Consider the following 17,613-nt stretch of genomic DNA (forward strand, 5'->3'; position numbering starts at 1 on the left):
TTTCTCATGACAACTCCACTGGCTTCATCAACTTTCTCACCGGTACTAGCTGACCACTTCGGTCGCGCATCGCTGCGTCGAGATGCTCTTGCCGTTCTCGCAGGCGCAGGACTTGTCGGAATTCTGGCACAGGTCGCCATTCCCATGTGGCCTGTTCCCATCACCGGTCAAACTCTTGGCGTTCTGTTGGTCGGCGCTGTTCTGGGAGCACGTCGCGGGGCTCTCTCACTGTTTTCTTATCTGGTACTTGGCCTTGCCGGAGTGCCGTGGTTCTCGTCCGCAACTGGTGGTCTTGCTGCGCTTGCAAAGCCGTCTTTTGGCTACATCATTGGCTTTATTCCGGCTGCATGGTTGATCGGAAAGCTCTCTGAACGCGCATGGGATCGTCACCTCTGGCTGTCTCTTGCGGCCTTTGGTGGCGCAACCCTAGTTCCCTTCCTGGTCGGCATCCCCTACATGTGGATGGTTGTCCGCATGGGCGGCGTCACCATGTCTTTCGCGCAGACCATGAATGCGGGGTTCACACCCTTTATCGTGGGCGGAATCGTTAAGGCAATCGCAGGGGCGGCTGTGATTGGAAGCCTGTGGAAGGCGGTCGGCCACGTGGGACTCGATCGATAAAGACCACGTCGACAGTTTTGATGGGTGTGGCCCGCGGACATTGTGCGCGGGCCACACCCATATTGTTTGATGAGGAGCGTTTCGGGCTTCCCTCAGGGCCGGACTACTCCTGAGTGGTCCTTCCATGCTTCGAGGCACGTGTACGCACAACAATCCCGGCCGTTCCGGGGACAAACTCGGCGGGTTTGAGTTGAGGAAGTGCCGGAGCCTGCTTGGCTTGAGCAGTGGGCTGTGTAGTGCTTTGAGGTACCTGCTGAGCGTGGGAGTTAGCCTGAGGAGCGTCGTTCGCAGCCGCGTACGAGCGCACCCGACGAGGCGGCACTGAGCTGTGGCCACTGCGCGGAGCTGCCGAGGCCGTTGAGGCTGTTTGAGGCACCACTGCGGGGGTTTCCATTGCTGTGGCTTGCTGTGCACCTGCCAGCTCCACCTGAGCCGCTTGCGAGGGTTCCGTGGCCTCGGGATGGTTCATGCCTGCAAGGATCGAGGCGATGGCTGCGGCGGTCGGGTCAGCGTCTGGGGTTTCCTGCGCGGCAGAGGCCTCGGGGGCGGAAATTTCCGGCTGAGGATGAGAAGCCGCCCAGCCACTCAGGGTTTCAATTTCAGGTTCTTTCGATTCGCGTTCACGTGGAGGAATTCCAACGAAGGGGTTGTCCGGGCGATCCCGACGTGTTTCGAAGAATGCACGAAGCTGGACGGTCGCTTCCTGAGCCAGAACTCCGGGAACGACCTCGACCTGGTGATTGAGGCGAGAATCACGAAGAACGTCGCGCAGCGAGCCAGCTGCTCCAGCCTTGGGGTCCCATGCGCCAAAGACGACGCGATCGACACGAGATGAAACTATTGCACCCGCGCACATCGTGCAGGGCTCCAAGGTGACAACCAGCGTGCAACCGATGAGATTCCATCGATTCAAACGCTTTCCGGCCTCTCGCAGGGCCATGATCTCAGCGTGACCGCAGGGATCGTGCTCGGCCTCGCGACAATTCCAACCGCGTCCGATAATCCGTCCTACTGAGTCAATAACGACCGCACCCACGGGGACATCTCCCAATTCGCGTGCTTTATTCGCTAGGAAGAGTGCGCGAGCCATCGCTTCTTTGTACTGATCCATAGTTGCCACCCCTTCAGCCTATCGCGTAAACCCTACTTCGCGGGTTACTCTTGAACCATGCGCCTTCATATTGCTGATCACCCGCTCATTGCCCACAAGCTCACCGTTCTGCGTGACCGCGACACCCACTCGGCAACTTTCCGCCAACTGGTTGACGAATTGGTCACCCTTCTTGCGTACGAGGCCACACGCCACGTCTCAACCACTGAGATCGCAATCAACACTCCTGTTGCGCCTACCGTTGGCAAGCGCATTAGCGAGCCGCGCCCCATCGTAGTCCCCGTACTTCGTGCTGGGCTGGGAATGCTCGAAGGAATGACCCGTCTTCTTCCCACCGCCGAGGTTGGCTTCCTGGGAATGAAGCGCGATGAAAAGACTCTTGAGGTTGAAACCTACGCAAACCGTCTTCCCGAAGATCTCTCGGGCCGCCAGTGCTTCGTTCTGGATCCAATGCTCGCAACCGGTCACACCATGGTTGCCGCAACCAAGTACCTCTTCGATCGCGGAGCCAAGGATGTGACCTGCGTCTGCCTGCTGGCTGCTCCCGAGGGCCTGAAGGTTCTGGAAGACTTCGTGGGCGATCGCGCAGATGTGACCGTAGTTGTCGCTTCGGTTGACGAGCGCCTCAACGAAAAGTCCTACATCGTTCCCGGTCTGGGTGACGCCGGCGACCGCCTCTACGGCATCGTCGACTGAGTGTAGCTTCGGTTAGATTCCTCAAAACTCAAGGTGGCCACGTCCAAGGGACGTGGCCACCTTTATGCGTGTGGGACATGTGTGGGGGCGCGGCCAAGCCGCGCCCCCACACATCAAAGTAACGATCAGTTAATCGCCAGAAGCCTTGATCAGAAGGCCGGAATCACCGAGCCATCCTTCCAGGTGTCCTCGATGTACTTCTTCACCTGGTCAGAGTGCAAAAGCTCATCGAGCTTCTTCACTGCCTCGGCCTTATCGCCTGAAACATTGGTCTTCCACACCAGGACGTTCACCGAAGGATTGTTCTCGGGGGACTCAACAGCCAGACCATCGCGCGAGGGCGCCAGGCCACCTTCCTGCGCGAAGTTACCGTTGATCACCGAGTAGTCAGTCTCACCCAGGTTAGAGACCAGAACGGGTCCGTCAATTTCCTTGAAGTCAAAGTTCTTCAGCTTCTTAACGGTGTAAACATTGACGTCACCGCTTGCGGGGATCTCAACAAAACCGTTCGCAGCAAGAAGGCGAAGTGCGCGCTCCTGGTTGGTGACATCGGAGATCACGCCAATGATTCCGCCCTTTTCGGGAAGCTCATCCAGGGACTTGTGCTTGGAGGAGTAGACAGCCAGGGGCTCGAGGTGAATGCCCTTACCGGGAGTGAAGTCGTAGTTGAACTGCTGCTCAGCCTTCTCCAAGTAGGGAACAGTCTGGTGGTAGGTGGCATCCACTTCACCCTGATCCAACGCGCGGTTGGGCAGATCGTAATCGGTGAATTCCTTGATGTTGATGTTGATTCCCGCATCCTTTGCCAGGTTGTCCTGGATGTACTTGAGGATCTTTGCGTGAGGTGAGGGGCTGGCAGCAACGGTAATGGTGGTTGCACCGTTCGAAGATGATGAAGAGCCCGTGGAACCGCTGGAGCAGGCCGAGAGGACCAGTGCTGCTGCAACACCAAGACCAGCAAGAGTACGAAGAGAACGAGAGTGACGCATGAGAGTAATTCCTTAGATTGTCTGTTTCCTACAAGCGGGGGGACCTGAGTGGCCCGCGATAATCCCGCGAATTTTTCCAAATTACCAAGCAGAGTTCGCGACCCGGCTGGTGGATGCTCAGCGGTGATCCACCAGCCGGCTGAGCATGTCGCCAATCATTTGAATTAACTGAACGATGATGATGATCGCAACGACCGAGCAGACCATTGTGTCCGCCTGGAAGCGGTGATACCCGTATTCGATCGCCATCTTTCCGAGGCCGCCCGCACCAACGACGCTCGTCATTGCCGAGTAGCCCACCAGGGTAATCGCCAAAACCGTCACGGACTGGATGATGCCGGGCAGGGCCTCGCGAACCAAAATGCTCCAACGGATCCGGCGGTTTGAGGCTCCAGCCATGAGGGCGGCCTCGACCTTACCGTTTTCGACGGCAAGGAGATTCGTTTCGACGAGGCGAGCAAAGAACGGAATCGCACCGATAACCAAGGGGAAGGTCGCTCCCTGCCACGTGATTGCACTGCGCATGACGAACTTGGTCACCGGAAGCAGCACGATGATGAGGATAAGGAAGGGGAAAGAACGGCCAACATTGACAATCAAACCAACGATCTGGTTGATGGTCTTGTTAGGGGTAAGTCCCGTCTTCGAGGTCTGGACAAGAAGTAGACCCAAAGGAAGGCCAACGAGCACGGTAAAGAAGGTGCCGAAGAAGACCATGAGCAGGGTCTCCCAGATTGCCGGGAGGAACTGCTGGGTGAGTGCGGGGTTGTCTCCCCACGTCGGGTCACCTTTACCCAGTGGAAGCAGCGTCAGGACTGTTGAAAGAGCCGAAAGGTTCACAGCGACCTCACCTCCACATGCGCACCCTGGGCACGAAGCTGGTCGATAATCGACGAACGCTGGGCTGCGGGGATCGCCAGAGCCAGGCGACCGACTTGGACAGAACCCATCGACTCAAAAGTCCCTGCGGTCACATCCGCGCCAAGCTCTGCGGCAAGATTGAGCATATTCGAACCCGTGGGAACGCCAGGATGCGACGTGAAGATCACGTCCAGAAGGATATTTCCGTCTTCCGAGGCCTGGGTTGAGGTTTTGGCCTCCGCTGAGCTGCTCTGTGCAGCGATTTCACGGTCAGTCAGCTCACGATTGAAATCGGTGACATCCAGTTCGTCAACACTGGGCGCAGGAACCAATTCCTTTGCCAGAGGCGAACCCGGGTCAGCCAGAACTTCTTCGATTGTTCCGCTCTGGACGATTCCTCCGTCTTTTAGGAGTGTTACGGAATCACAGATTTCGCGAACGACCGACATTTCATGGGTGATGATGACAATAGTGACGCCGGTTTCGTCGCGCACCTGACGCAGCAGTGACAAAATCGCGCGGGTTGATTCAGGGTCAAGGGCTGAGGTTGGCTCATCGCAGAGCAAGACTCGAGGGGTATCTGAAAGTGCACGCGCGATACCAACGCGCTGGCGCTGGCCACCGGAAAGCTCTGAGGGGTAGGCACCACCACGATGTTCGAGGCCGACTAGCGTAAGAAGTTCACGAACGCGTCCTTTGCGTTCCTCGCGGGTGAATTCTTTCTTCGCAGCGACTTTCAGCGGGAATTCGATATTTTCTCCCGCGGTCTTGGCGTCGAAAAGGTTAGCTGCTTGGAAGACCATGCCGATCTTGCGTCGCGCTTGACGCAGCTCGCGCCCGCGAAGCTGTGACAGATCAATGTCATCAACGATAATCGACCCAGAAGTGGGTTTTTCCAAAGCCGTCAGACAGCGAATGAGCGTTGACTTACCGGCACCCGATTGGCCCACGATTCCGTGAATACTTCCTGCTTCAACGTGCAGATTCACATGATCAAGGGCAACGACATCATCACTTCCCTTCACGGGATAGATCTTCGAGACGTCGATCAGATCAATCACTGGGTCCTCCTTCCATGCACACTTAGACTATGAGTCCGTGCCGGAGTGTCCAAATTTTTCGTTACACAGCTTCACATTGCGAAACTAGACGCGAGAAGAAATGCGCAGATAGCCAGGACGCTTCCCCCCAACCAGACGCCGAAAACAAGACCCGCTGCAGACAAGTACCGACGACGACTCAGAAGCATCACAGCGTCGAGTACGGCAGTGGAAAAGGTTGTAAACCCGCCTAAAAATCCCGTCGAGAGCAAGAAGAAAACAGGAGCGTTGGGGGCAAGAATACCCGCGAGCGCACCAGCACATGTGCATCCCAAAAGATTGACCACACCGATCCCCCACTGGGGTGTTCGCTTTGCTCGACACTTTTTGAGATAAAGATCCAGCTGCCAGCGAGAGAGCGCGCCCAAGGAACCGAAAACGCACACGAGAAGAAAGAGCAGTGGGGTCATTTCTTTGCCCCCCGAAGGCCTGGCTCCTCATGCGAAGTAAGAGAATACCCCAAAGCAGCAAGCCCAATCCCAACGACCAGCAATACAAGGCTTGCAAGCATTCCCTCGATGAGCAGAGGCACGGAGGACACCACCGCAGCACTCAACGGAGAAGAGACAGCTCCGGATAGCTCACCCCCAGCAGCGGGGACTGCCGTCATTGCTTGGACTGCATTATGGATACTGGCCATGACCATGGTGGCGTATGTAGTCAGAGCACCGGCGAATCCGCTTCCTGCGACAAGCATGACTTTTCTGCGCACGGCATCCTCGCGGAAATAGCCCTGTGCCCAGGCAGTGGCAAAACCAAGAAAGAAGGCTCCACAAAGATTGACAGCCACCGTAGACCAAGAAAAAACCGTAAATTTCCCACTGCCCGTAGCAGCAAGATCCAATCCCGCACGAATTGCTGTGCCAAGGAAGGCTCCGAAAGCAACACACAACCACGAGGGAATGCGCGTAAGCCAGCTCAGGTGATGATGCGCCGATACGCCGACTTCCAGCTCATCACCTTTCAGATGCGCTCGTGTCTCCATGCCTCCAAGGTTAGTCTGGGGGTATGGCATTTGCGTCGACCTTGACATCCCAGGCACACGATGGAGCGGGAAACTCGGCTTCCTCCCCTGCAAACTCGGCCTCGGAAACCACAATCGGAGAAGGCAACCCTACGCATACCCTAGGCGCCGGACGCTTCGCCCCCTCCCCCAGCGGCGACCTCCACTTTGGCAATCTTCGCACCGCGCTGCTCGCGTGGATGTGGGCACGGCTCACGGGCCGACGTTTCGTTTTGAGGATTGAAGATATCGACCGGGTGCGTTCGGGCTCCGCACAACGTCAGATTGACGAACTGAAGGCGCTGGGAATTGATTGGGATGGCGAGGTTCTGATTCAGTCTTCTCGCGCTAAGTTCCATGATGAAGCTGTCAAAACGCTGCTGCGCAATGGGTATGCATTCGAATGTTTCTGCTCGCGCAAAGACATCCGTGAAGCTGCATCCGCACCGCACGTTCCGCCTGGCCATTACCCCGGGACGTGCCTGCACCTGAGCGCATCTGAGATCGCCCGAAAGCACGAAGAATTCGCAGCCGAGGGACGCCGTCCCGCCCTGCGCTTGAAAGCTCCCGTATCGGAGTGGACTGTATACGACGAATATTTTGGTGAGTTCAAGGGTCCTGTCGACCACTTTGTCATCCAGCGTTCCGATGGCGCACCGGCATATAACCTGGCGGTTGTCATTGATGACGCATTCCAGGGAGTTGACCAAGTGGTTCGCGGTGACGACCTCCTCTCTCAATCGCCCGGCCAAGCAATTCTGGCGCGTTTATTGGGGTACCCCACCGTCGCCTACGCACATGTCCCCCTGGTGTTAGCACAATCGGGCGCGCGGCTCGCTAAGCGCGATGGCGCAGTGACCATCGAGGAACTTGCGGAACGTGGGGTGACTATCGCCCAGATCATTGAGGTTTTAGCCCGCTCGATGGGTATTGAAGGGGTGCATTCTGCCTCGCAGCTTCTTGAATCAATGGATGTTGAGAAACTGCGCGCACTCCCCCAAAAGCCGTGGACACCAGACTTGGAGAAGCTCTTCGCTTGATCGCTCGGCGTGACGCCTCGCCCCTCTCCCCTCCCCCGCCCGCCCCCCGCAAATGACACACGAAGTTGGCAAAAGACACAGACCATAAGCTGTGTCATTTCACGACTTCGTGTGGAGGGGGCGCAAACGGGACGCAACGACAGCACAGACGCGAGCACGGATAGCCGCAACACTCACTCAGATATGCGAGTGCCCGGGTTGGAAACCGCGTATGCAGCGGATGCGGTTTCCTTCCCGGGCACAAAGCTCTTCTCAACACTTAGAAGAGCCGCTCACCTTTCCTCGCGCTTGCGACGCAAAGCGGTGAGAGTCCCACCGGCCATCACCAGGATCAGTGCAATTGCACCAATCACCGCGACAGTGACACCGGTGCCAGCGAGAGACGAGCCCGCCTTCTTGCTCGCGCTGCGCTTCGGGTTCGTCATCGCTGACTTACCCTGATCATCCCCCGCTTGGCTCGCCTGAGCCTTACCGGGTTGCTGACCGTTAGCTCCCGGGGCATTACCCTGCGGATCATTCGGCACATTCCCAATACCAATCCCCGTGTTTCCGCCGTTTCCAGCTTGGCTGCCCGGAGTGCCGCCCTGACCGTTGCCCTGGTCGCTATCGGACGAGGCCGAGGCGGAAGGCTGAGGTTGCGTCGTGGGTTGCTCGCTGGGCTGGCTTGGCTGGACAGTGGGCTGAGCGCTGGGCTCAGCGGTGGCCTCGGCAGTTGGCGATACCGAGGGAATCACTGACGCAGAAGGAGTAGAGCTGGGTTCTTGGGAGGGTTGCGGCTGGGCCGAAGGCTCCGCGGTGGGCTGAGCACTTGGTTCAGTCGAGGGCTGTGCACTGGGCTGCGTTGACGGCGCAGCTGTTGGTTCAACCGTCGGTGCTACTGTCGGCGCAACAGAGGGCTCAGTCGTGGGCGCAGGAGTCGGCGTATCCGCTCCCCCATTCACCGTCAGCATCAGGCTCATTGTCGAAGCGTTTCCCGATTCATCTGTCGCAGTGAGAACCAGTTCCCGAGTCCCGCTCCACGTCGGAGTTCCCGAAATAGTTCCGCTGGCCAAATCAAGCGAGAGACCCGAGGCGGTCACTCCTTCATCATGAGCTGCACGCTCCGTTGAGTGGCTGTTCCGCGTGTTCGCAGAGCGAGCTCCCCCATCGAAGATTGGCTCATCATCGTCATCCCAGCCATCATGAGCACCGTGCGTGGGCTCAGCGGTGGGCGCAGTACTGGGTTCATCGCTCGGCTCATTGGTATTGGGGAGAAGCATCGGGTCATTCATGGCCTTTGGCCCCTCGCCCGTGGTCGGAATTGCCACAGAATTGCCTTCGGGACCATCCGGATCCACCAGTTTGGCCGACAAAGTCACTGTCGAGAAGTTATCACGCGCAGTTGCAACGATATTCTTCATTGACGCACCCCAGGTGATCTCTTGATCGTTCCACGGGCTGGCCCACAGTTCCGGTGCCGCACGGTCGACGATTCCCATCGCCCCGTCTTTTGCCTTCACAACGACTTGTCCCGAGGTGTTACCCGCGTAGTCGGTAATCGAGTAGGTTGCACCGTGGGTCCCCAGAGGACGCGTGCGCTTGAGCTGACCATTCTCATCTCGGTTACCCCAGTCGGAACGGTTGTTCTTACCTCGGGTAGCAGTCCAGCTTTGGTCACCCGTCGCATTGATCTTCTGCCAATCCTTTGTCGTTGGGTTAACCAGCTTGTACTTCGCGCCGTCTAGTCCAACAAAGTCCTGTCGTCCCATTGGTCGTGAGTATGAATCGTTGTAACGTCCACGCAGTGCCAGAGCGGGAATCGCACCGGTATCGACACCCAAGGGTTGAACCGTTGCTCGGAACATCAGGCCTTCTGCAGGAGCGGGCAGAGATACTGAAGTATCTTCTGGACCGACCGTGTATTCGGCATATCCGTGGTAGGGGTTGTCATTTCCCACGTACAAGGTTTCGAGGCGAACCTTGTATCCACTGGGTGTCCCAGAAGCAGGTGCCTTCCACGACAGTTCGACCTGCCCCGAAGTCGCTGCTTGAGTAAAGTTACCGTTTGCATCCTTCGCTGTTGTATAGGTCAATCCGCTGGGAAGTGCAGAGCGATTGACGACCAGTTCGGCAGGCTGCGAAATCGATCCGTCCTTACCCACTGCTCGAAGTCGAAGCATATAGCTGCCTTCAAGATCGACCTTCTTGACGTAGCGCGAATCCCCATAGGCCTGAGCAAGATGATGCACATTGCCTGAGGCATCCACGGCATCGAGAATGTAAGAATCAACGGAGGCAAAGTCTGCCTTCTGCCAAGAAACGTTCATCTCACCGTCGGTGGTCAGTTCGTTGATCGTAAATCCAGCAGGGATAGCGGGTGTTGCGGACTCATCGCTGACAGCAAGTTTGCCGACATTCACCTGAACATCGCCGCTTCCTTCGACCTGCAGGCCCATCGTTGCAATTGTTCGCCCCTGGAAGTCAGAAAGATCAACAAGCGAATCCTTCCATCCATCTGTCGAAGCTGCACCCAAGGAGAGAGTGACGACTTCCCCCGGCTTGTCGGCAAAGACCAGTGCCAGGCGGGCCTTCGTCGACGCGTCCTTTGCGCGCCACACAACTTCAGCGGTCGAGTTGTCTTTCACGCTCAGGTTCGTCTTGTAGAGGCGAATGGTCTGCGCTTGCTGCGCTTGACCGTAGAGGACAAGGGAGTTTCCTCCCTGATAGGCGCCAACTGGTGAATATGGAAGAGCCACTTCTTTACCCTGAAGATCAACTCGGGGTTCTTCTCCATAGTCGAAGTCAGCCTTCAGCGTCGGACTGCCCTGGCCAGTAATCCACCACTGCCACGAGGGCAAGATAGATTGGGCTCCCATATCCGACCACTCGGAAGTATTACTAACCGCACCGTTCGTGTAGGAACGCATTCCTTTACCGGTCGAGAAATTCGTCCAGAAATTGCTTCCCTGAATGACGCTTCGAGCCGGGGCAAAGTCTGCAACTCCAACCCATCCGTTGCCCTTCACACCTACGGCAGGATTGGGCTGCCCGTTGGCTGAGCCGGTCTGGGTGACGTCCTGCTTCATTCCAGAGAAGTACATGCGCTCACGCTGGGCAATCATCCACTGATAGGGCTGTTGCTGCATGAAAGGACGAGCCGAATCGCTGCGACCGGTGATTTCCTGAATATTGTCATCCAGACCGCGTTGGTAGTGATCCGAGGGAGTAAAAAGAGCAATCGAGGTCAGCGGAGAGTGATTTTCTTTCGAGGTGTAGCCTTGGTCGACCCCACCACTGGAGCGAAAACCGGTCTGGTTAGCTTCAATTCCTGCGAATACTTCCTTGTAGGGGTCATATCCATGCGCAAGCGCCCAGCTGTTCATTTGCTTGCCGTTGTTTCCATAGTTGACGAAAACTGAGGAGTGAATACGCCCGTGTTCATCATCGCGCAGCCACGCGGCCTTGGATTCGTTAAAGGAAGAGTTGGTGTCGTACCACTGGGTCCACAAACCCTGACTGGTCAGATAGGACATGAAGGGTTTGAATTCAGAGTCATCGCCCCATTCTTCCTGGTTGAGGAAGTAACCGTCGAAACCGTAGTACTTGGCCATATCAACGAGTTTCTTGGCGATAAGGTAGCCATGGGAGTTCGGATCTTTATCGAACATCTCAGTGAAGGTCAGGCCCGGGCGGAATGAGGGGTCGAAGTACAAGATCGCAATCGACTTCACACCATTGCGGTGTGCAGCATTGGTGTATTCGGGAGTGGGAAGGGTAAGAACACCGAACTCAAATCCGCGGTTACGCCAATCCGAGGTTGCTGGATTGTAGATCGCCTGCGGGACACCCAAGGATGCAGCGCCGTGCCACGGTGACCAATAGTCGGTGTATTGCCAGAAGTTCAAGGTATGGTCAGTAAAAGTGTTGTTAAAGGTTGTTGAACCGAAGAAGGAATTGCCGTAGTCGCCCTGCATAAGCATGATTTCGGATTTTCCGTCCAGTTCCGGCTTCACCTGGGTGTCAGGATTTCGATCAATTCGAGGCTGGAGTGGGACGGTTGCGCGAAGCTGACTTGCAAATGGGTCAGATTCGGGGGTCCAGTCACGTAGGTCTTGAACGCGGTAGCCCGAGACCACGGGCTGTGCACTTGCGACCGCAGAATCTCCCTGAGGTGGGTAGGAGTCTGCAGCGAATGCAGCCGGGATTATCAATGCGCTAGCGGCGCTCAGTGCGCCAATGGCAACAAGGCGCCTCTTATTCTTATGTGTCGACATCTGCCAGGAGCTCCTTCGCCCTGTCGATTTGTGTGTAGTTGTGGGTACGCGTAAGTACCAATGTGGCCCATGTGAGATTCCAAGAGTCACAAGCGGCGCCCAATCCGCTGCGATCGATTGCCGAAAAGAAAAACCGGTTAAGTTCGTCGGTTAGAAGTCATGGTACCAAAGCTCAATCGACACCAAAACCAGTTCTGGCCAACGATGATAACGATTTGATAAACCACATGAAGGAGCAACTTGCTCTGAACATATGGCAAGAAGACGGGACGGGAACGCATTCACATGGAATACGTTCCCGTCCCGATTATCCAGCCGCTTTCTCGCAACTAGCGCGAACTTTCGCGATATCTCAGCGAGCACTCTATCCGACACATCACTGGCGTTTATTCACGTGTCAGCCCCTAACCCCACTGGAATCGAATCATAGCGTCGCGCTAACAAGCGGCTGCCACCGTTGAGGGATCAGCAAGACGCCCCTCAACGAAGTACCCCGTAGGGAAACCTCTGATGCACACTCCTACTTCAGTGAAGAGCTAGCAGTTTCTTGCAGCTTGTCCAGAGTCGTACCGACTTCAGCTCCGTTCAGCCAAGTGGCCTCAATCTGCTCCTGGATCTGATCGGCGATCTTCGGCCAGGCCTCGACGCGCGGAGCCATGCGAGCGTAAGTCGTCGCGGTCTTCAGGTACTGCGAGCGATGCGGAGCATTCAGGTACTCGCTAGAGTCCAGAGCCTTCTGGGTTGACGGCATGTGACCCGTGGCAATTGCCCAGTCGCCGGTGTGCTCATTAAGGAACTTGGTGAATTCGAAAGCCGCACGGTACTTCTTCGCATCGGGCTTGGCCGAAACGGGAACCGTCCACACGTGAGAGTTCGCCCAGGTTGCCTTGTCCTTGAAGAGCATGAGCGCATCGCTGGTCTCGTACTTGAAGGGGGCTTCAGCGGTGAACTGGTTCACCGACCACACACCGTTGTACATCACTGCTGATTCACCACGCAGGAAGCCCTGAACCGAGGCATCGTAGTCATGGTTGACGGTCGTGTAGCCTTCCTTAACCAGGGTGTTGATGAATTCCAACGAGGTCTTCGCCTCAGCCGAGTTCATATTTGCCTTGGTTCCATCCGCGGAAATGATGTCCGATCCCTGCTGCTGGACCAGAGTCATCCACAAACGTTCGCCCATCGGGTCCTTCGACAGGGCGATATCAATGTAGTTCTTTCCGGTCTTCTCCTTCACGGCCTTTGCATGCGCAAGCAGCTCATCAGGCGAAGTCGGAAGCTTGTAGGTACCGTCTTCACCAACCAATCCGGCCTGGGAGAGGATATCCATGTTCAGGTGGCTGATGATGGCGTGGGTGTCGAAGGGAACGCCCCACTTCTTGTCCTTGTAGGTCACGGCATCCAAAGCGGGCTTCGTCGAGCCGGACAGGTCGATGCCCACTCCATCGGGCACCTCCATGAGCAGGCCCTTGGCAGCGTAGTCGGGCAGGTTGGAGCCGTGCATGATTGCCACGTCGGGGCGATCCGACGAGGCCAAAGCGGCATTGAGCGAGTCGTAGTAGCTGTGCCAGGAAGCACCGCCCATACGCTCAACCTTGATTCCCCACTTGTTCTCTGCATTGAACTTGTTGGTAAGGATCGAGATAGCTGTGCATTCACTGTTGGCCTTGGACAGGTCAGTGACACCATCGGTCTTTTCCTGGCAGTCGCCAAAGAAGCGAGCCATAGTGATGGTGGTTCCCTTGAGGTCGTCATCGCTGACGGAAGCAATTGCCGCTCCATCAACAGTTTTTGAGGAGGAGGCGGAGTTCACTCCACATCCGGTGAGTACAAAGAGCGCGGTCGTCGCCAGTGCGCATGCACCGATTCCCGCGTGACGTGTCAGTGCGCGTCCTTGTCGCATTGTCATGCCTTTCGTTGTGTGGTGAATGGTGAGTTTTCGTGTGAGTAAGATCCTCATTGCCGAGGCCGAGTTTTCCTTTCCCGACAGTGACGATCAGGCGTGTGGCACAGGTGGCGATGCCTACTTATCGCCACTGGATAGTGAGATTCCTCGGATCAGATACTTCTGAAGCAGTAGGAAGACGATGAGCAGGGGCGCCGCACCGACAATTCCTCGGGCCATAAGCGACCCCAATTCCGTCGATTGTGCGAATGTTCCCTGCAGGGAGGCCAAACCGGTCGTCACCGTGAACATTTCGGGCTTTGTCGCCGAGACCAGCGGCCACAGGTAGTCATTCCAGGTTTGAACGAAGGAGAAGGTCGCAAGCGCGATCAGAGCCGGTCGCGCAAGGGGCACCATGATGGAGAAGAAAATCCTCACGGGTGAAGCCCCATCAACCTGCGCAGCTTCCTCCATTTCACTTGGCACCTGCGAGAAGAATTGCGTCATGATGAACACACCCAAGGGGAAGGCAACCCGGGGGAAAATCAGCGCAATATAGGAATTCGCCAGCCCGGCCTCGGAAAACATCATGAATAGGGGGACGAACATCGCTTCTTTGGGAACCATCATTCCGGCCAAGGTCAGTCCGTAAACAATGGTTCGTCCAGGGAAGGGAAGCTTCGCGAATGCATAACCGGCAGCAGCGCAGATGATCACCGTAATAACCGTGGCAGTGATCGAGACGATCATCGAGTTGAGGAACCATCGACCAGCCAAGCCAGTGCGGAAAACATCAGCATAGTTCGACAAGGTCGGCTCTGTGGGCATGAGGATCTGCGAGTTCGTCTTCAATGACGAATTCGAACTCAGAGAGATCACCAGCGTCCACAGCAGAGGAATAAGCCACAGCAGAGCAAGTGCCATCATGACGACGTGGTAGCCGCACGACTTGAGTTTCTCGCGCATGTCAGCGGCTCCTTTGCCGTGAGATCAGGAATTGGATCAAAGAGATGAAGACCATCAGGACGAAAAGCACCAGGGACATTGCCGAGGCATAGCCAAGTTGAGTGTCTCTAAAACCGGTCTGATAGATGTAGCGCACCAGAACATCGGTCGTACCTCCCGGGCCTCCGGCCGTCATGATGTTGACCTGACCAAAGATCTGGAACGAGGCGATGATCTGGGTGACGAGGACCAGCACCGTTGCGTGGCGCAGACCCGGAAGGGTGATGCTGACGAACTTTTGGAAAGAGTTCGCGCCGTCCAAGCTTGCGGCCTCATACAGCGTCGGATCAATGTCTTGCAATCCCGCACCGAAAAGGATGAGGTTGAATCCAACGGTCCACCACACGGTCGTCACAACGATTGCAGACATTGCCCATTTGGGATCCGACAGCCACGCAATGGTTCCCCACCCCATGTATTCGGTGAAGCGCGCGACAATGCCTCTCGAGGGGTTGAGCATATAGCCCCAGATCAGCGTGGCCACCGAAACCGGAAGAACATAGGGGACGAAGAATGCCGCACGATAGAACGCAGAGGCTTTCCCGCCGCGCTGAAGGAGAAGCGCGTAGATCAGGCCTAGCCCAACGATGATGGGGGTCGACACCAGGGTAAAGACCGCGGTGTTCATCATCGCGTTCCAAAAACGCGGATCAGACCAGGAACCGCCATCTCCTGGATGGATTCCCAAGAGAATCGCCGCACCGATCAGAGTGACGATCAGCAGAATGCGTCCCGAGTTGAGGTCACCTTCACGCACTGCCTTGATGGCCACATACACTCCGCAGGCCACGCACAGCAGTCGGACAAGCCACATCGACGTGACGTCCCAGACCAAGCCGGTACCGCCGAGCATGTGGGTGTAGTTTTCAAGCCCGATCCAATCCCGGGTACTCCCAAGCAGATCCCAGTCAAAGAAGGACATCAGAATCGCTTGGACCACGGGAAAGAGGATGAAGACCCCGTAGAAAATCAGGAAGGGGAGGGTGAAAGCGAAGTTCGTTGCCCACCTGCGAAGGACGCGGGCTTTAGGCATTGCGATCACCTTCAAAGGCTCGTGAAACGGCGCTTCGCTCATCGGTACCAAGCACCGCACTGGCCTCGACAATCGTTCGAGGCCGGATTTGCCCGCTCTGACGAGCAGAACTGGTGACAAATCCTCGGATAACCTCCAATGGAAGCTTGGGATTGCGATTTTCGTCGGCAAGGCCGTTGGTTTCCTGACGGGTATCCGTCAGCTGCGTGTAGCAGAATCCAGCCAGAATGGGCGAGGATTCAAGAGCATCGAAAAGTCCGCTCACGCGCTCCTCATAGGCCTCGACAGTGGGGACAACTGCGTATCCCCACGCATCCTCCGCATCCAGAGGCAGCGATATCCCACCGAATTCCGTGACCATAACGGGGCGATCATCGCTCCAGGCTTCGCCAAGTAGGATCTTGCGTCCCTGCGGACCGACTCCGTTAACCAGCTCTGCAATCGATTCACGGTCGGCGTAGTTGACTCGGAGCTGCTCGCCATAGACGCCATAGTCGTGAGTCGTCACTATCGGAGTCTCCAGCTGTTCCCAGCCATCGTTGGCAATTACGGGGCGGGTTCCATCAAGTGCTTCGGTTAAAGCAACGACCGAGCGGACGAAGGCCTGCTGCTTTGGTGAGGTGACGATCAGGTCCACTCCCCAGCTTTCATTGAAGGGCACCCAAACGATCAGACTGGGATGGTTGCGATCGCGTAAAACCAGATCGCGCCATTCCTGCGTCGTCACGCTGACTGCCTGATCGCTAAAGGCATAGGCGGATGCGGATTCTCCCCACACCATCATTCCCATGCGATCAGCCCACGTCAGTGTGCGTCGATCCGCGCTTCGCTCGTGGATACGGACGAAGTTGAAGCCCATATCGCGGGCCAGTTCCAGATCCGCCTTCAAGGCCCGCGAACTGGGGGCAGTGAAGTAGGACGAGGGCCAGTAACCCTGGTCCAGCACACCGCGCAGGTAGGTGGGCTGGTGGTTGATTTCCACATAGCGGTGCGAAAGGCTGACATCGCGGATACCGACGTAGGAAACAACCTCGTCATCACCAACGCAGATCCGCGCATTCATGAGGTTGGGGTGGGCGGGTGACCACAGTAAGCGCCCCCATTCCTGCCGGTTTGCCAGCCCGGGGATTTGAGCGACGAGGTGAAGGGAACGCGAGCGCATCCGGATCATACTTGCAGCCAGGGGTTCGCCTGCAAGTTCAAGGGTCAAACTGGCCTCAATTGGGTCGATCTCACCGCTGGCTTCACGCAGACCCGATAGTGCGATATCGCAGGCGACTTGAGCATTCTCAATATCCCACGACCAGGTCAGCGACTCGATGTAGCCTTCGGGGACAACTTCCATCCAGACATCGCGCCAGATTCCAACGACCGAGTGATACCAAATACCGTGGGGGTTTTCTTGCCAGTCTTGTTTGCCGCGCGGCTGGTCCACTGCGTCAAGGCGATCCTGTGCGCGGACGACAAGTTCAAGACCTTCATCCAAATAATCGGATGAGTCAACGGTGATGCTGAAGGGCGTATACCCACCTTCGTGGTGCACATGGTGACGGCCGTTAATCCAGACATCACAGCTAAAATCAACCGCTTCGAAATGAATACGCAGGTGCTGGCGCGAGGAAGTGTCATCAGCACCTGCCCATTGAAGGTCTTCAGGGGTAATGGTGCGCCGGTACCAGACGACATCGGATCGTTCCCCACTCCAGCCGCTGTTAGGGCTTCCGGGCGGGAAGGGGACAGTAATCGTCTTGGAGAAAGTGACTCCGGGGAGGTACCAGCCCAGAGTAAGTCCCTCATCACGTGAATCTGTGGCGAAGGACCACTGGCCATTGAGATTCAGCCAGGATTCACGACAGAGATCCGGGCGCGGATAATTCGCGTCACTCCATGCATCGAAAGTATCTACGTTGACCTTCATGGGATCATCATGCATGATTTGCCACAAAATTGCAACGTAGCAAATTAATGACAATTCCTCAGCAACCCACCAGAATTTTCAGTAGACTGAAGCAGTAA

The 17,613-nt window shown here is 56.6% G+C and carries 14 protein-coding genes; 3 read left to right on the forward strand and 11 right to left on the reverse strand.

The window, feature by feature from the left end:
• Window positions 1-6: 6 nt before the first annotated feature.
• On the forward strand, window positions 7-621 hold the full coding sequence (locus KHW85_RS04025) for a biotin transporter BioY (protein WP_291458896.1): 615 nt from the start codon (window positions 7-9) through the stop codon (window positions 619-621).
• A 103-nt stretch (window positions 622-724) separates the two neighbouring features.
• Here the strand turns inward: KHW85_RS04025 and tadA are convergent, their stop codons facing one another.
• Window positions 725-1,732, reverse strand: a complete 1,008-nt coding sequence (gene tadA / locus KHW85_RS04030; protein WP_291458938.1) for a tRNA adenosine(34) deaminase TadA — start codon at window positions 1,730-1,732, stop codon at window positions 725-727.
• 57 nt (window positions 1,733-1,789) lie between these two features.
• On the opposite strand from tadA, the gene upp reads away from it, so the two are divergent.
• Entirely contained in the window at window positions 1,790-2,428 is a 639-nt protein-coding gene (gene upp, locus KHW85_RS04035; RefSeq protein WP_009407884.1) for a uracil phosphoribosyltransferase, read from the forward strand.
• A 149-nt stretch (window positions 2,429-2,577) separates the two neighbouring features.
• On the opposite strand, the gene KHW85_RS04040 is transcribed toward upp, so the two are convergent.
• From KHW85_RS04040 to KHW85_RS04060, 5 genes are all read right to left on the reverse strand, one after another.
• On the reverse strand, window positions 2,578-3,417 hold the full coding sequence (locus KHW85_RS04040) for a MetQ/NlpA family ABC transporter substrate-binding protein (RefSeq protein ID WP_291458897.1): 840 nt from the start codon (window positions 3,415-3,417) through the stop codon (window positions 2,578-2,580).
• Window positions 3,418-3,534: 117 nt separating this feature from the next.
• Window positions 3,535-4,257, reverse strand: coding sequence for a methionine ABC transporter permease (locus KHW85_RS04045; RefSeq protein WP_291458898.1), 723 nt, complete (start codon window positions 4,255-4,257; stop codon window positions 3,535-3,537).
• Window positions 4,254-5,339, reverse strand: a complete 1,086-nt coding sequence (locus KHW85_RS04050; protein WP_291458899.1) for a methionine ABC transporter ATP-binding protein — start codon at window positions 5,337-5,339, stop codon at window positions 4,254-4,256. Before KHW85_RS04050 ends, KHW85_RS04045 begins: the two co-directional genes overlap by 4 nt.
• Window positions 5,340-5,410: 71 nt before the next feature.
• Window positions 5,411-5,788 (reverse strand): CrcB family protein, encoded by a 378-nt coding sequence (locus KHW85_RS04055; protein WP_291458900.1) that lies wholly within the window; start codon window positions 5,786-5,788, stop codon window positions 5,411-5,413.
• Window positions 5,785-6,363 carry a CrcB family protein gene (locus KHW85_RS04060; protein WP_291458901.1) on the reverse strand — a complete coding sequence of 193 codons (579 nt, stop codon included), beginning with the start codon at window positions 6,361-6,363 and terminating at the stop codon, window positions 5,785-5,787. The genes KHW85_RS04055 and KHW85_RS04060 overlap by 4 nt, the downstream gene beginning before the upstream one ends.
• A 23-nt stretch (window positions 6,364-6,386) precedes the next feature.
• On the opposite strand from KHW85_RS04060, the gene gluQRS reads away from it, so the two are divergent.
• A complete protein-coding gene (gene gluQRS / locus KHW85_RS04065) occupies window positions 6,387-7,421 on the forward strand; it encodes a tRNA glutamyl-Q(34) synthetase GluQRS (RefSeq protein WP_291458902.1) in 1,035 nt (344 codons plus the stop codon).
• Window positions 7,422-7,693: 272 nt separating this feature from the next.
• Here gluQRS and KHW85_RS04070 read toward each other — a convergent pair whose 3' ends face one another.
• From KHW85_RS04070 to KHW85_RS04090, 5 genes are all read right to left on the reverse strand, one after another.
• Window positions 7,694-11,674, reverse strand: coding sequence for a cell wall protein (locus tag KHW85_RS04070; RefSeq protein WP_291458903.1), 3,981 nt, complete (start codon window positions 11,672-11,674; stop codon window positions 7,694-7,696).
• A gap of 520 nt (window positions 11,675-12,194) precedes the next feature.
• Window positions 12,195-13,583, reverse strand: a complete 1,389-nt coding sequence (locus KHW85_RS04075) for an extracellular solute-binding protein (RefSeq protein WP_291458904.1) — start codon at window positions 13,581-13,583, stop codon at window positions 12,195-12,197.
• Window positions 13,584-13,697: 114 nt separating this feature from the next.
• Complete coding sequence (locus KHW85_RS04080) at window positions 13,698-14,525, reverse strand: carbohydrate ABC transporter permease (protein ID WP_178705737.1); 828 nt, start codon at window positions 14,523-14,525, stop codon at window positions 13,698-13,700.
• A 1-nt stretch (window position 14,526) separates the two neighbouring features.
• The gene (locus tag KHW85_RS04085) at window positions 14,527-15,597 is read right to left on the reverse strand and encodes a sugar ABC transporter permease (protein ID WP_291458905.1); all 1,071 of its coding nucleotides are present in this window, start codon (window positions 15,595-15,597) and stop codon (window positions 14,527-14,529) included.
• The gene (locus tag KHW85_RS04090; RefSeq protein ID WP_291458906.1) at window positions 15,590-17,515 is read right to left on the reverse strand and encodes a sugar-binding domain-containing protein; all 1,926 of its coding nucleotides are present in this window, start codon (window positions 17,513-17,515) and stop codon (window positions 15,590-15,592) included. The genes KHW85_RS04085 and KHW85_RS04090 overlap by 8 nt, the downstream gene beginning before the upstream one ends.
• Window positions 17,516-17,613 lie beyond the last annotated feature (98 nt).

The organism is Actinomyces sp. oral taxon 181 (assembly GCF_018370895.1).
Lineage (GTDB): Bacteria > Actinomycetota > Actinomycetes > Actinomycetales > Actinomycetaceae > Pauljensenia.

Coding starts and splice junctions, on each gene's coding strand:
- KHW85_RS04055 (WP_291458900.1), bottom strand. CDS start 5,788: ATGACCCCACTGCTCTTTCTTCTCGTGTGCGTTTTCGGTTCCTTGGGC.
- KHW85_RS04070 (WP_291458903.1), bottom strand. CDS start 11,674: ATGTCGACACATAAGAATAAGAGGCGCCTTGTTGCCATTGGCGCACTG.
- KHW85_RS04075 (WP_291458904.1), bottom strand. CDS start 13,583: ATGACAATGCGACAAGGACGCGCACTGACACGTCACGCGGGAATCGGT.
- upp (WP_009407884.1), top strand. CDS start 1,790: ATGCGCCTTCATATTGCTGATCACCCGCTCATTGCCCACAAGCTCACC.
- gluQRS (WP_291458902.1), top strand. CDS start 6,387: ATGGCATTTGCGTCGACCTTGACATCCCAGGCACACGATGGAGCGGGA.
- KHW85_RS04090 (WP_291458906.1), bottom strand. CDS start 17,515: ATGAAGGTCAACGTAGATACTTTCGATGCATGGAGTGACGCGAATTAT.
- KHW85_RS04025 (WP_291458896.1), top strand. CDS start 7: ATGACAACTCCACTGGCTTCATCAACTTTCTCACCGGTACTAGCTGAC.
- KHW85_RS04085 (WP_291458905.1), bottom strand. CDS start 15,597: ATGCCTAAAGCCCGCGTCCTTCGCAGGTGGGCAACGAACTTCGCTTTC.
- KHW85_RS04060 (WP_291458901.1), bottom strand. CDS start 6,363: ATGGAGACACGAGCGCATCTGAAAGGTGATGAGCTGGAAGTCGGCGTA.
- tadA (WP_291458938.1), bottom strand. CDS start 1,732: ATGGATCAGTACAAAGAAGCGATGGCTCGCGCACTCTTCCTAGCGAAT.
- KHW85_RS04040 (WP_291458897.1), bottom strand. CDS start 3,417: ATGCGTCACTCTCGTTCTCTTCGTACTCTTGCTGGTCTTGGTGTTGCA.
- KHW85_RS04080 (WP_178705737.1), bottom strand. CDS start 14,525: ATGCGCGAGAAACTCAAGTCGTGCGGCTACCACGTCGTCATGATGGCA.